Origin of the sequence: Anaerococcus porci, from assembly GCF_009696575.1 — a bacterium.
In the GTDB taxonomy this organism is placed as follows: Bacteria; Bacillota; Clostridia; order Tissierellales; family Peptoniphilaceae; genus Anaerococcus; species Anaerococcus porci.
In genome coordinates, this window is the sequence record NZ_VULQ01000001.1 from 151,622 (window position 1) to 165,472 (window position 13,851).

Consider the following 13,851-nt stretch of genomic DNA (forward strand, 5'->3'; position numbering starts at 1 on the left):
TTTACCACTCAATATTTTCTACATTTTCAGGATTTTTATTTTCATACTCATTTACTATTTTACCATCTTTAAGTTCAAATACCTTATCAGCAATATCTTTTATAGCTGTATTGTGTGTTATTATAATTACAGTAGTATTTAGATTCTTGGCTGTATCTTGTAATAATTTTAGTATAGACTTACCTGTTCTATAATCAAGAGCTCCTGTAGGCTCATCACAAAGTAAAAGTTTAGGGCTTTTAGCAATAGCCCTTGCAATAGCAACTCTTTGTTGTTCTCCTCCAGAAAGCTGAGAAGGAAAAGAGTCTTTTCTATTTGAAAGTCCCACCTCATCAAGAGCTTTATAAGCATCCATATTATCTTTTGCAATCTCTGATGCAAGTTCTACATTTTCTATACTTGTAAGATTTGGTATAAGATTATAAAATTGAAAAACAAACCCAACATCATCTCTTCTATATTTTGTAAGCTCTTTTTCATTCATATCCGATAAGTTTTTATCATCAACTATAATTTCCCCTTCACTTAACTTATCCATTCCTCCTATAAGGTTTAAAAGGGTTGTTTTACCTGCACCACTTGCTCCAACTATTATTACAAGCTGACCTTTGTCTATGGATAAGTTAATATTATCATTTGCAATTATCTTATTTCCAGCTACATTAAAATATTTATACACATTTTTTAATTCTATATAGGCCATATCAATAATTTTTTAACGCTCTTTCAATTTTTCTATCTGCATCTTTTCTCTTAATAGTTTCTCTCTTATCAAATACCTTTTTCCCTTTTGCTAAAGCCACTTCCGCTTTTATAAGACCATCTTTTAAATAAATCTTTGTTATAACAATAGTATAGCCTGCTTGTGATACCTTACCTATTAACTTATTAATTTCTTTTTTATGAAGTAAAAGTTTTCTTGTCCTAATAGGGTCTATATTTTTATCATAAGATTGTTTATAAGGAGTTACATTCATATTGTATATATACATCTCACCTTTATACTCACCTACATGGGATTCTTTTATTGATACTTTTCCTTCCTTAATACTCTTTACTTCATTTCCCTTAAGTTCAATTCCTGCCTCATATTTTTCCTCTAAAAAATAATCATGTTTTGCTTTTTTATTATTAGCAATTACTTTCACTTATTCCTCCAATAAATCAAAATCTATATTTCTTTTTTCAATATCTACATTAATAACACAAATCCTTACTCTATCTCCAATCTTATATCTTTTATTATTATCAGTATTTACAGTATACATCATATCTTCAATATACTCGAATCTATCTTCGGAAAATTTATACATAAATAAACCCTCAACAGTATTTTCAAGCTCTATAAATATTCCAAAATCTGTAATTGATGAAATTATACCTTCAAATTCCTTCCCAATATATTTTTTCATATACTTACATTTGTTTAAGTCTTCTACATCTCTTTCACATTCTTCACTATTTCTTTCAGTAATTGATAAATGTTCAGCCTTCTTACCTAAATCCTTACTTAATTTAGATTGGTTAAGCTTTGTAAGTTTATTTTCTATATAAAGTTTTATAAGTCTATGGACTATTAAATCTGGATATCTTCTAATAGGTGATGTAAAATGGGTGTAAAATTTTGTTGCAAGTCCAAAATGAATATCCCTATAATTTGTATATTTGGCTTTTTGCATGGTTCTTAACATCAAAATATTTATTAAGCCTTCATCATCTTCACCCTTTACTTCTTTTAAGATTTCTTGGAAATCTTTTGAGTGGAGGCTATTTCCCTTAATATTGTGCCCAAGAGTATTTAAAATTTTATTAAATGACTCTACTTTTTCTTCTTTTGGTTTTTCATGAATTCTATAAATTGATGGAAAGTCCATATAAGCAAATAAACTTGCTACAGTTTCATTAGAAGCAATCATAAACTCTTCAATCATCTTATTTCCAGTACCTCTTTCATAACGAGATATATTTAAAACTTCTCCATCTTCTGACACATCAATTTGACTTTCTGTAAAGTTAAAATCAATTGATCCTCTTTTGCTTCTTTTATCCTTTAATATTTTATATAGTTTTTTAAACAAGTTTAATTTTTCAATAGTTAATTTATCATTATAAACTGATTGATCATTTTCATCTAAGAGAGCATTTACATCATCATAAATAAGTCTATAGTCTGATTTTATTACAGATTTATAAAAATCATTTTCTATAACATTTCCATTCTTGTCGATTCTCATTTTAATACTTACAGCAAGCCTATCTTCATTTGGGTTAAGTGAACATATACCATTTGATAAAACCTCAGGAAGCATTGGTATAACTATATTAAATAAATAAGTTGAATTACCTCTTTCATAAGCATCCTTATCAATTGCAGTAGATTCTTTAACATAGTGACTTACATCAGCTATATGAACATAGAGTATATAATCATCTTTATCTATTTCAATTGAGATTGCATCATCAAAGTCCTTAGAATCTCTACCATCTATAGTTACCGTAAAAAGCTTTCTAAAATCCATCCTATCTTCTATATCTTTATCAGTAATTTCCTTTTTTATGTATAAACATTCACTTTTTGCCTTTTTTGAAAAATTATCTTTTATCCCATGGCTTCTTACTATAGACAATACATCTATATTTGCATCATCTTTGTTGCCTAATACTTCAGTAATTTTTCCTTCTGGATTACCATGTTCAGGGTATCTTAATATCTTTACTACTACCTTATCATTATTTTTTGCGTTTTTTGAGTCTTCATTATCTATATAAATATCATCAAATATACTCTTATCATCAGCTATAACAAATCCAAATTTCTTATTTTTTTGATAAAGTCCAACTATCTTATTTTGTTTTCTTTCTAAGATATCAACAACTACACCTTCAGCATTCTTTCCATATTCTTTTTCTTTTAAGATTTTTATTTTAACTCTGTCACCATTTATAGCTTTATTAAGATTAGCATTAGAAATAAAAACATCATCAAAGTCTTCATCATCAGATATAAAGAATCCATAGCCGCCCTGAGCTGTAGAAATTATACCTATAAGTGCCTTATCTTCCTTGCTTAAAGGCATAATCTTTCCCTTTTTTGTAATATTGAGTTCTCCTTCATTATGTAATTTTTGAATTTCTTTTACTACATCTTTTCTTATATACTTATCACAATCTAGAAACTTTAACATATGTTTCATTGTCATAGGTCTATAATTTTCACCATTTACTATATTTAAAATTAAATCCTTGAAATTCATTTTTACTCCTATTAAAAAAGAGGCTAGTATAGCCTATTAACTTGCTTGGCAAATTATAGTTATACTCAACCCCTTAGTTTATTGCTAAAAGTACTATACTCAATACAAATAATACAATACCTGCAGCTATTACAACTTTATCTAACATTTCATTCTTTGATCTATGTGCGCTTCTACCAAACACATTAGTTTCTTGTCCAGCTAATGTTCCAAGTCCATCAGTTTTTGGTTCTTGCAGAGTTACAGCAATAACTAGTACAAGAGAAGCAATCATCAATAAGATTGATAATACTGTTGTCATAAGACACCTCCATTTTCATACTATATAATGATAACATAAATTATTATATATATCAATAAAAAGAGGGGTTTTGTATATATTTACCCCTCTATCTATATTTTTTAACTATTTATTGATATTGTAAAACGCCTTTAAACCTTTAAATTGTGCTGTATCAAATAGTTCATCTTCAATCCTTAATAATTGATTGTATTTAGCAACCCTGTCAGTTCTTGAAGGTGCACCAGTTTTAATTTGACCTGCATTCACAGCAACTACTAAATCTGATATTGTTGTATCTTCTGTTTCACCAGATCTATGTGATACTATTGCTGTATAGCCAGCTTCTTTAGCCATTTCAATAGCATTTAGAGTTTCTGTTAGAGAACCTATTTGATTAACTTTTATAAGAATTGAATTTGCAACACCTTCTTTAATTCCTTTTTCAAGTTTTTTAGTGTTTGTTACAAATAAGTCATCTCCTACTAATTGAACCTTATTTCCAAGTCTATCAGTAAGTTTTTTCCAACCTTCCCAGTCATTTTCATCAAGACCATCTTCAATTGAGATAATTGGATATTTGCCAACTAATTCTTCTAACCAATCAATCATTTCATCTTCAGTTTTAACTGTTCCCTCTCCATTAAGGTGATATTTACCATCTTCTTTATTATAGAATTCACTAGATGCACAGTCCATAGCTATATAAACATCTTTTCCTGGTTCATATCCTGCAGCCTTAATAGCTTCACATATAATTTCTAAAGCTTCCTCATTTGATTTAAGATTTGGAGCAAATCCACCCTCATCTCCTACTGATGTATTATATCCTTTTGATGATAGTACATTTTTAAGACTATGAAATACTTCTGTACCCATTTGAAGAGCGTGTGAGAAACTTTCTGCACCTAGTGGGAAAATCATAAACTCTTGAATATCAACAGAATTATCTGCGTGCTCTCCACCATTTAGGATATTCATCATTGGTGTTGGAAGAAGTTTAGCATTTGTTCCCCCAAGATAGTTATATAAAGGAACGCCAAGTTCATCAGCTGCAGCCTTAGCTACTGCAAGAGATACGCCAAGGATTGCGTTAGCACCTAGTTTACCCTTATTTTCAGTTCCATCAAGTTCAATCATTGCTTTATCAATACCAACTTGATCTGATACATCATATGTGAATTCTAATTCTTCAGCAATTATCTCATTTACATTTTTAACTGCTTGAAGGACAGATTTTCCAAGATAGTAATCTTTGTCACCATCTCTAAGCTCAACAGCTTCCCATTCACCAGTTGATGCTCCAGATGGAACACTTGCTCTACCAAATCCACCATCTTCTGTAACAACTTCAACTTCTACTGTTGGATTTCCTCTTGAATCAAGAATTTGTCTTGCATATACACTTGAAATTACACTCATTATATTTCTCCTTATTATTTATTATTTTTTATAATTTATTAATTGCTCAAAGTCACTTGCTTTAAGGCTTGCTCCACCTATAAGTCCACCGTCTATATTTTCTTTAGCTAAAAGTTCTTTGACATTTTTAGGCTTCATAGATCCACCATATTGAATCCTAATTTTTTCGCTATAATCTTCACCATAGACCTTTTTTATATAGTCTCTAATAAACTTACACATACAGTCAGCATCATCTGATGATGCAGTTTTTCCAGTTCCTATAGCCCAAATTGGTTCATAGGCAATAATTACCTTTTCTATATCAGAATCTTTAACATCTTTTAAATCTTTTTCTAATTGATTTCTTACTTTTTCTTCTTCTTTATTAGATTCTCTTTCTTCTAAAGTTTCACCTACACAAAGAATTGGAATTATATCATGCTCAAGTGCTGATAAGACTTTTTTATTAATTAATTCATCATCTTCCTTAAAGTACTCTCTTCTTTCGGAATGACCTAATATAACATAATCTGCTTTAATATCATTAAGCATAGTTGGAGAAATTTCTCCAGTATAAGCACCACTTTCTTCAAAGTACATATTTTGAGCACCAAACTTAATATCACTGTCTTTTAAAATATCTTCAGCTATTAATAAATCTATAGCTGGTACACAAACTCCCTTTTCAACACTTTGATCAAGGTCTAATTCTCTAAGCTCTCTTAACAAAGCTTTTGCTTCACTAGGAGCTAAATTCATTTTCCAATTTCCTATTATTACAGGTGTACGCATATCTACTCCTTATTTTTCATCAATACAAGCAATACCTGGTAGAGTCTTTCCTTCCAAGAATTCAAGACTTGCTCCACCACCAGTTGATACATGTGTTATTTTATCCTTAAATCCAGCTTTCTCAATAGCAAGGGCACTATCTCCACCACCTACTATAGTCACAGCATCTGAGTCAGCTAAAGCTTTAGCAACTTCATTTGTACCATTTGAGAACTCTTTTATTTCAAAAACTCCCATTGGTCCATTCCAAACAACTGTTTTTGCATCTTTAATTTTACTTGCAAAAAGTTCTATTGTTTTTGGACCTATATCCAAAGCTTCCTTATCTTCTGGAATATTATCAATATCAACTATTGCAGTCTCAACACCTGATTTTATTTCATCAGCAATAACTACATCTATAGGTAGAAGTATTTCAACTCCTTTATTCTTAGCTTTTTTGATTAGCTCAAGAGATAAATCCATCTTATCTTCTTCAAGTAATGACTTACCAATCTCTTTTCCTTGTGCTTTAAGGAAAGTATAAGCCATTCCTCCTCCAATTAGAATTGTATCTACTTTTGTTATAAGATTTTCTATAACACCAATTTTATCTGATACTTTTGCTCCACCTAAAATTGAAACAAAAGGATGTTCTGGTGTTTCAAGAGCCTTACCCATAACATCTATTTCTTTTTCAATTAATAGTCCAACTGCAGATGGAAGTATACTTGCAACTCCGACATTGGATGCATGAGCTCTATGACTTGTACCAAAAGCATCATTTACATATAAATTAGAAATTTCAGAAAGTTCTTTTGCAAATTCTTCACCATTTTTGGTTTCTTCTGGTCTAAATCTTGTATTTTCTAAGAGAGCAATCTCACCATCTTTTAATTCATTTACCTTATCTTTTACATTTTGATCAATTACCCTAGGTGATGGTATAAAATGAAACTTTTCTCCATACTTATTCTTAAGCCAATCTGCTACTGGTTTTAAAGTAAATTCTGGATTAGCTTCTCCCTTTGGTCTTCCTAAATGACTAATTAATATTACCTTTGCACCATTTTCTGATAGGTAATCAATAGTAGGTAGAGCCGCTCTTATTCTAGCATCATCAGCTATAACTCCCTTTTCTTCCTTTGATAAAGGAACATTAAAGTCAACTCTAACTAACACCTTTTTTCCAGATACATTTAAATCTTTTACTGTTTTTTTATTCATTATTCACCTCTAAAAAAAGGCGAGACTATATCCCGCCAATTAAAATCTTAAAGATTTGCCAAGTAATCTAGTGTTCTAACTAGGTTAGATACATATCCCATTTCGTTATCATACCATGCTACAGTTTTAACAACTTGTGTTCCATCTGTACCTTCAACTATTTTGGTTAATTGTGAATCAAATACACTTCCTGCTGGATATCCAACAATATCACTTGATACTATATCATCTTCTGTGTAAGCAAAAGCATCTGATTCATATTTTTTCATTGCAGCATTAACATCTTCCACAGTAACTTTATTTTCAAGTACTGAGTAAAGTTCTGTAATAGAACCTGTTATTGTTGGAACTCTTAGAGCTGATCCATCTATTTTTCCTTCTACTTCTGGAAGTACTTTACCAACCGCTTTAGCTGCACCTGTTGATGCTGGAATTGTATTTTGAGCTGCTGCTCTTCCACCTCTAAGGTCTTTTTTACTAGCTGGAGTATCTTGGATAGCTTGAGTAGCTGTATAAGCATGGATTGTTGACATTTGTCCTGATACAAAACCAAATTCTTTTACCAATACATTAACCATTGGTGCCAAACAGTTTGTTGTACATGAAGCACCTGAAACCACTGTTTCTGATCCATCAAGTGTTTCATGGTTAACACCATAAACTATTGTTTTCATATCACCTTTACCTGGTGCTGAAATTAACACTTTCTTTGCTCCTGCTTTAATATGAGCTTCTGCTTTTTCTTTTTCTGTAAAGAATCCTGTACATTCAAGTACTATATCAACATCTAAGTCTTTCCATGGAAGGTCTTCTGGATTTCTTTCAGCAAATACTTTTATATCTTTTCCATTTATTTTAAATCCATCATCTGTAAGTTCAGCTTCCCCGTTGAATCTTCCTTGAGCAGTATCATATTTAAATGCATATAATAAGCCTTTTTTATCAATAAGATCATTGATTGCTACTACTTCTATATTGTCTTCAACTTCAGCAATTCTTCTAAGTGTAAGACGTCCTATTCTTCCAAATCCATTAATAGCTACTTTTGTTGTCATTATTTCCTCCTAAGTGCTTTTTCAATGTGCTTTACAATAATTATTTTACTAATTGACGATTTTTTGTCAAGTGTATATTACCACTCACCATTATCGATATATTTATTAGCCATCTCGCTAGCTATACATCCATCACTTGTTGCTGTTACCATTTGTCTTATTTTTTTAACTCTGGTATCACCAATAGCAAAAACTCCCTTTAAATTAGTTTTCATGTCCTCATCTGTAGGAATATAGCCATCTATAAGTTCAATTTGATCTTTAAATAAATCAGTTTGTGGTATATTACCTATATATATAAATACCCCAAATGGACTATTATCATCATTTTTTATTGTTTTTAATTCATTTGTTTGAGTATTTTTTAGTATAAGTTCATTTACTTCACTTTCTCCTTTTATCTCTTCAACTGTATAATTTAATAAGAAATTGATTTTTTCATTTTCCTTACATCTATCAACTATAGTTTGACTTGCTCTAAAACCTTCTCTTCTATGAATTATATTTACAGACTTGCCAAATTTAGTAAGATAGAGTGCTTCCTCTAGTGCTGCCTCACCTCCACCAATTACAAATATATCTAAACCTTGATAAAATGGACCATCGCAGGTTGAACAGTATGAAACTCCAAGATTTGCAAATTCTTTTTCACCTGGAACATTCAATTTCCTATGACTTGCCCCAGTTGAGATAATAACCACCTTGCTTTCATAAACTTCATCTGTCGTATACACTTTTTTAACTTCACCTTTAAGCTCTACTTTCTTAACCTCTTTATATTTTATTTCACAAAACTCTCTTGCTTGCTCTTCCATCCTATCTGATATGGCAAGACCTCCTGCTCCTTTTTCAGAACCAGGATAGTTTTCTACATGCTCTGTTGTTGCAATTTGCCCACCTGCTATATCTTTTTCTAAAATTAATGTTTTAAGCTTAGCCCTACCAGCGTAAAGACCTGCTGTAAGTCCTGCAGGTCCTGCTCCAATTATTATTACATCAAACATATTTCACCTCTATTATTTAAAAAAATTATTTTGTCTTAATCCTTCATATAAAACTATTGCAACTGAATTAGCTAAATTTAATGACCTATCTATCTTATTAGTCATTGGTATACTAAAAATTTTATCCTTATGTTCATCTAATAGTTTTTGATCTATACCTTCTTTTTCTCTGCCAAAAATTAGATAATCATCTACTTTAAAGCAAATATCACAATAAGTCCTATTACTTCCTGTTTCGATAAAATATATATTTTTATCTTTTACATATTCAAAAAAATCATCAACACTATTATGAATTACTAGCTTCAAATCATCCCAATAGTCAATGCCAGCTTTTCTTAAAGATTTATTTGATAGGTCAAATTTAAATGGTCTTATTAGATGAAGAGTTGAATCAGTCTGTACACAAGTTCTTGATATATTGCCAACATTTCCAGGATGTTGTGGAGAAATCAATACTATATTAAACATCTTTATTCCTTTTTATTACTATATCAATAGCTTCAACAATACCAAATTCATCATTAGATCCTACAATTACATCTGCAATTTCTTTTACCTCATCTATAGCATTTTCAACTGCAAAAGAAAGCTTCGCTAACTTTAACATTGGTATATCATTATCTTGATCTCCAATTGCAGCTATTTCATCTCTATTTATACCCAAATAATCTGAAACTTCACATATAGCTTGATATTTACTTACATTTTTTTGCATTATTTCTATAACTTTATCATTTGATGATGTTATATAAAGATTTTTATTGAACTTTCTAATTTCTTCAATAATCCTATCTTTACTTAATTTATTATATTCCTTTGGAAATATTTGAAATTTAAGTACATTACTATTTCTGTTTTTTATTTCATTTAAGGGATTTGCTGAAAAAGAAAAATTGACCTGATAATTCATTCCATAATCACTTTTCTTTTTTAGATGGCTAAATCTTTCAGGACATACTCTATTAGAATAATAAGTATCATGGTCATAAAATTGATACAAAAGTTTATAATTTTCACAAAATTCAATAAGCTTTTCTATATTTTTATAAGTTAGATAATTTTCGTATATTATGTTTTCTCTATTTATAGATGCTATAGCTCCATTATTAGCTACAGTTGGGTTATCGAAACCTGTAAGAGATGTTAAATAATCTACGGATGGCTTTGCTCTTCCAGAAGTAAATACGAATTTTATACCATTTTCATCTAATTTTTTTAAAGCCTCTATAACTTTATTATCAAGCCTTGACTGATTATCTAAAGTTGTCCCATCTAAGTCAATAGCAAATAATTTTATCATTTTTTCTCCTTATAGTACTCACATAAAACTCTTATATCACATTCATGGCAAAGTGGATTTCTAGCCTTACAAATTTTTCTTCCATGTGCTATAATCTGATGGTGTAAAATTGACCATCTGTCTTTTGGTAAGTTTTTCATCAAATCTTTTTCAGTATTTAACACATTCTTACTATTAGCAAGACCTATCCTATTTGAAACCCTTTGTACATGAGTATCTACTGCTATGGTGTCTTTATTAAAAGCATTTGCCATTACAACATTTGCTGTTTTTCTACCAACTCCTGGAAGTTTAATCAAATCTTCCATGGTATCAGGTACTTTTCCATCAAATTCCCTTAACAACATTATAGATGCATTTTTAATATTTTTTGCTTTATTCTTATAAAGTCCACATGTTTTTATCAAGTCTTCAATATCTTTAATATTCATATTTGCAAAGTCTTCTGCTTTATTAGCAATTTTAAACATATATTTTGTAACTTTATTTACTCTTACATCGGTACATTGAGCTGATAGAATTGTAGCTACTAAGAGTTCAAATGGTGTTGTAAAATCTAGAAAACTTTTATCAAGATTTGGATAAAGTTGATTTAGTATATCTATTACTTTTGAAATTTCTTCTTTTTCTAAAATAATTCTCACCTCTTAATTTATTATACCCTTATCTTTTGGGAAAAATAAAGATTGAAGATTTAAGATGCTTATTATATAATTATTACTAGTATTGGAGTGATTAAATGTTTAATTTAAAGAAAAAAGATTTAAAAAGATTCGATTGGCTGCTATTTATAAGTGTGGCTTTTTTAAGTTTATATGGACTATTTATACTTTATTCTGCTTTTTCTGGAAAGATTAGCAATATAAAAAGCCAAATAGTTGCAACTGTATTGGGATTTATACTTATATTTGTATTATGCACCATGGATATGGATGTTATAAAAAAAGCATGGATGCCAGTTTATGTAATATCTTTAATTTTGTTACTATTAACCATACTTTTTGGACAAGGTGAACAAGAGTGGGGTTCTAATTCTTGGTTAATTCTCGGTCCTATTCAAATTCAACCATCTGAGGTAACTAAAGTTGGTATAATATTTGCTTTAGCAGCTTATTTTGATAAATACAAATCAAATATAAATAAACCAAGTGGTCTACTTATAAGTATGGCCTTTGCCCTAGTTCCTGTAATTTTAATATTATTACAACCTGACTTTGGAACAGCCATGGTTTATATATTTTTTATAGCTGTAATGTTTTTTATGGCTGGACTTTCATGGAAATGGATCATTGCTCTATTAGCCATCGCTATAGTTGGATTTTTAATTTTATTACTTAATCTTAAAGGCTATAGAGCCGATAGAATTCATGACTTTTTGGACCCATCAAGAGATACATCTGGTAGTGGTTGGCAACAACAACAAGGTTTAATAGCCATAGGAAGTGGTATGCTTACAGGACGTGGATATATGAAAGGAACCCAAGCTCAATATGGTTATATCCCTGAAAAGGAAACAGATTATATTTTCTCAGTGCTTGCAGAAGAACTTGGATTTATAGGTGCAATACTTATGCTAATAGCCTTTGTTATAATGATTTATAGGTTTATAGCTATAAGTAAAAATTCAAAAAATACTTTTGTGAGCCTATTAGTTTCTGGTATTTCAGCTATGTTTTTTATCCATATATTTGAAAATGTAGGAATGACAATAGGTCTTATGCCTGTTACTGGAATTCCCTTACCATTTTTCTCATCGGGAGGAACATTCTTACTTATATGTTTTGCAAATGTAGGACTAGCTTTATCTGCATCCATGCAAAAATCATCATATGACATAGAAGATGCAAGCGAATACGAAACTATTAAATTTATTAGATAGGAATTATTAAAAAATTATTATTTCCTATCTTTAGCAAGTCATTACAATCTATTCTAAACAACTTGAAGACTATATAGCAAGCTTAGAAAACTAATTTGTTATATAAAATTAGTTATAAGTAATTTAAAATATTGTAATGATTTGCTAAATTAATTAATTTTAAACAAGCAATTTTTACATGAACCATTATCTAATATTATTAACTTATGCCTTGATTCTTAAAACAGTTAGTTCACTTTCCCAATGTTTTTAGTATTTAATCTCAAGAATAATTTTACTATTATTTATACCTCTAATTATGATTTCTAAATTATAAATACTTCTAGTAAACAATATTATTTTTAACTTCCCAATTCTATTATATTATAGTAGAAATAACTATTTGAGATTCTTTCAATTCAAATGAAAATCATTTAAACTACGATTATATAGAAAAAAGAATAACAGAAATTACTTTAAAAACAATTCTTAAATCTTAAAAAATATAGGAATAAATATAAATTATGATAATATTAAGGATAGTGTAGAATACGTTCATAGCTATAATCTCAATTCTTTTGAAGAAATAGTAATAAATGAAGATAGTAAAAAATATTTTTATCTTTTACAAAAAATAAATGATTTAGACTTTATAGAATAAAATATTTTAATCAAGAAAACAATTTTGAAGTCTATCTAATGTGATTGTTGGTTTGGTTATTTTATAACTAATTTATCTTCTGTTGTTGTTCCTGTAAGAAGTTTTCCTATTTTGACTAATTCTAGTTGTCCTTTTTGATGTATATTTCCTAAGGTTATTTTGATTTTGAATTCATTGTTTTCTTCTACGTTTTCTACTGAAATTATGTCTAGATGGTTTTTTTCATATTGATATGAAGCCCATTCAGAGCCTGTCTTATTGCCGAGTATGTTAAAGTGGAATGGCTTTGACATAATAATGTATCATCTGTTTTTTATGGATTCGGCTTTTTCTATTAGTTCATATTCACCTAGTGGAAGCTCTTTTGCTTCTTCTTTTTTGTTATCGTTCTTTTCTTCTTTTGATGGCTTAGATAGGGTAGTTTGCACTCTTGTGCGTGTGCTTGGGGTGCTGCTAATAGTCCTAATGATAGGATTAATGCTGGTGTTATTATTTTCTTTTTCATATAAATTTATCCTTTAGCAATCCTAATTATGTCTACATTATATATATTGTCAAGTTGAATAATATTTCTAAATTAAATAAAAGTATATTCTAAAAACAAATCTATTAAAAAATAATTAAAAATATTTACGATAAAATTCAATTCAAAATTCATCCAAGAATTTCTATATTAAAATTTGCCTACAATTTACTTAAACTCTATATAAAAAACACGCCCTTTACAATTAAATTTGTAAAAGACGTTTTGATAAAGACTACGTTTTTTTTAAAATCCTTGGAAGGATTTTGGAATAGAACTGGCTTTATTTTAATCATTTTTAATTAGTATATACCATCATAATTAGCTGAATTTAGGCTTTTCCCTTTCAAATTATATTATATATTTATTCTATATCAATATCATTTTTCAGACAATTATTTTACCACTTTTTATCTATAATATTATAGAATTTATGCTAGCACCTATTACTAATTTTTGATATTGTTCATGTACTTTTCTTATTTATCCATAATGTAAAAAAGTCTTATGT

At 29.2% G+C, this 13,851-nt stretch carries 15 protein-coding genes; 1 reads left to right on the forward strand and 14 read right to left on the reverse strand.

Annotation, left to right across the window (positions count from 1 at the left end; genetic code table 11):
* Window position 1: 1 nt before the first annotated feature.
* The 12 genes from FYJ26_RS00745 to nth all read right to left on the reverse strand — a co-directional run bounded on the left by FYJ26_RS00745 (window position 2) and on the right by nth (window position 10,942).
* A complete protein-coding gene (locus tag FYJ26_RS00745) occupies window positions 2–703 on the reverse strand; it encodes an ABC transporter ATP-binding protein (protein WP_154538830.1) in 702 nt (233 codons plus the stop codon).
* Between the two features lies 1 nt (window position 704).
* On the reverse strand, window positions 705–1,148 hold the full coding sequence (gene smpB, locus FYJ26_RS10750) for an SsrA-binding protein SmpB (RefSeq protein WP_176269307.1): 444 nt from the start codon (window positions 1,146–1,148) through the stop codon (window positions 705–707).
* Complete coding sequence (gene rnr, locus FYJ26_RS00750) at window positions 1,149–3,254, reverse strand: ribonuclease R (RefSeq protein ID WP_195837829.1); 2,106 nt, start codon at window positions 3,252–3,254, stop codon at window positions 1,149–1,151. It abuts the gene before it with no gap.
* A 73-nt stretch (window positions 3,255–3,327) separates the two neighbouring features.
* Window positions 3,328–3,555, reverse strand: a complete 228-nt coding sequence (secG, locus tag FYJ26_RS00755) for a preprotein translocase subunit SecG (protein ID WP_154538831.1) — start codon at window positions 3,553–3,555, stop codon at window positions 3,328–3,330.
* A gap of 105 nt (window positions 3,556–3,660) precedes the next feature.
* The gene (gene eno / locus FYJ26_RS00760) at window positions 3,661–4,956 is read right to left on the reverse strand and encodes a phosphopyruvate hydratase (RefSeq protein WP_154538832.1); all 1,296 of its coding nucleotides are present in this window, start codon (window positions 4,954–4,956) and stop codon (window positions 3,661–3,663) included.
* A 21-nt stretch (window positions 4,957–4,977) separates the two neighbouring features.
* Window positions 4,978–5,730 (reverse strand): triose-phosphate isomerase, encoded by a 753-nt coding sequence (gene tpiA / locus FYJ26_RS00765; protein WP_154538833.1) that lies wholly within the window; start codon window positions 5,728–5,730, stop codon window positions 4,978–4,980.
* 9 nt (window positions 5,731–5,739) lie between these two features.
* Entirely contained in the window at window positions 5,740–6,936 is a 1,197-nt protein-coding gene (locus FYJ26_RS00770) for a phosphoglycerate kinase (protein ID WP_154538834.1), read from the reverse strand.
* Between the two features lie 47 nt (window positions 6,937–6,983).
* Window positions 6,984–7,991 carry a type I glyceraldehyde-3-phosphate dehydrogenase gene (gene gap, locus FYJ26_RS00775; RefSeq protein WP_154538835.1) on the reverse strand — a complete coding sequence of 336 codons (1,008 nt, stop codon included), beginning with the start codon at window positions 7,989–7,991 and terminating at the stop codon, window positions 6,984–6,986.
* A 77-nt stretch (window positions 7,992–8,068) separates the two neighbouring features.
* Window positions 8,069–8,995, reverse strand: a complete 927-nt coding sequence (gene trxB, locus FYJ26_RS00780) for a thioredoxin-disulfide reductase (RefSeq protein ID WP_154538836.1) — start codon at window positions 8,993–8,995, stop codon at window positions 8,069–8,071.
* 12 nt (window positions 8,996–9,007) lie between these two features.
* Window positions 9,008–9,466 carry a tRNA (cytidine(34)-2'-O)-methyltransferase gene (locus tag FYJ26_RS00785; protein ID WP_154538837.1) on the reverse strand — a complete coding sequence of 153 codons (459 nt, stop codon included), beginning with the start codon at window positions 9,464–9,466 and terminating at the stop codon, window positions 9,008–9,010.
* Window positions 9,459–10,298: an HAD family hydrolase gene (locus tag FYJ26_RS00790; RefSeq protein ID WP_154538838.1), complete on the reverse strand. Its 840-nt coding sequence runs from the start codon at window positions 10,296–10,298 to the stop codon at window positions 9,459–9,461. The genes FYJ26_RS00785 and FYJ26_RS00790 overlap by 8 nt, the downstream gene beginning before the upstream one ends.
* Window positions 10,295–10,942 carry an endonuclease III gene (gene nth / locus FYJ26_RS00795; RefSeq protein WP_320595883.1) on the reverse strand — a complete coding sequence of 216 codons (648 nt, stop codon included), beginning with the start codon at window positions 10,940–10,942 and terminating at the stop codon, window positions 10,295–10,297. The genes FYJ26_RS00790 and nth overlap by 4 nt, the downstream gene beginning before the upstream one ends.
* Before the next feature lie 95 nt (window positions 10,943–11,037).
* On the opposite strand from nth, the gene rodA reads away from it, so the two are divergent.
* Complete coding sequence (gene rodA, locus FYJ26_RS00800; RefSeq protein WP_154538839.1) at window positions 11,038–12,177, forward strand: rod shape-determining protein RodA; 1,140 nt, start codon at window positions 11,038–11,040, stop codon at window positions 12,175–12,177.
* Between the two features lie 696 nt (window positions 12,178–12,873).
* Here the strand turns inward: rodA and FYJ26_RS00805 are convergent.
* Both FYJ26_RS00805 and FYJ26_RS11195 read right to left on the reverse strand, forming a co-directional pair.
* Window positions 12,874–13,110, reverse strand: a complete 237-nt coding sequence (locus FYJ26_RS00805; protein WP_154538840.1) for a hypothetical protein — start codon at window positions 13,108–13,110, stop codon at window positions 12,874–12,876.
* 9 nt (window positions 13,111–13,119) lie between these two features.
* Window positions 13,120–13,245: a hypothetical protein gene (locus tag FYJ26_RS11195; RefSeq protein ID WP_268234505.1), complete on the reverse strand. Its 126-nt coding sequence runs from the start codon at window positions 13,243–13,245 to the stop codon at window positions 13,120–13,122.
* Window positions 13,246–13,851: the final 606 nt, after the last annotated feature.

Bases quoted from the DNA above. Each gene is read 5' to 3' on its own strand.
- rnr (WP_195837829.1), bottom strand. From the start codon at position 3,254: ATGAATTTCAAGGATTTAATTTTAAATATAGTAAATGGTGAAAATTAT.
- FYJ26_RS00785 (WP_154538837.1), bottom strand. From the start codon at position 9,466: ATGTTTAATATAGTATTGATTTCTCCACAACATCCTGGAAATGTTGGC.
- trxB (WP_154538836.1), bottom strand. From the start codon at position 8,995: ATGTTTGATGTAATAATAATTGGAGCAGGACCTGCAGGACTTACAGCA.
- FYJ26_RS00805 (WP_154538840.1), bottom strand. From the start codon at position 13,110: ATGTCAAAGCCATTCCACTTTAACATACTCGGCAATAAGACAGGCTCT.
- tpiA (WP_154538833.1), bottom strand. From the start codon at position 5,730: ATGCGTACACCTGTAATAATAGGAAATTGGAAAATGAATTTAGCTCCT.
- FYJ26_RS00770 (WP_154538834.1), bottom strand. From the start codon at position 6,936: ATGAATAAAAAAACAGTAAAAGATTTAAATGTATCTGGAAAAAAGGTG.
- FYJ26_RS00745 (WP_154538830.1), bottom strand. From the start codon at position 703: ATGGCCTATATAGAATTAAAAAATGTGTATAAATATTTTAATGTAGCT.
- FYJ26_RS00790 (WP_154538838.1), bottom strand. From the start codon at position 10,298: ATGATAAAATTATTTGCTATTGACTTAGATGGGACAACTTTAGATAAT.
- eno (WP_154538832.1), bottom strand. From the start codon at position 4,956: ATGAGTGTAATTTCAAGTGTATATGCAAGACAAATTCTTGATTCAAGA.
- secG (WP_154538831.1), bottom strand. From the start codon at position 3,555: ATGACAACAGTATTATCAATCTTATTGATGATTGCTTCTCTTGTACTA.
- gap (WP_154538835.1), bottom strand. From the start codon at position 7,991: ATGACAACAAAAGTAGCTATTAATGGATTTGGAAGAATAGGACGTCTT.
- rodA (WP_154538839.1), top strand. From the start codon at position 11,038: ATGTTTAATTTAAAGAAAAAAGATTTAAAAAGATTCGATTGGCTGCTA.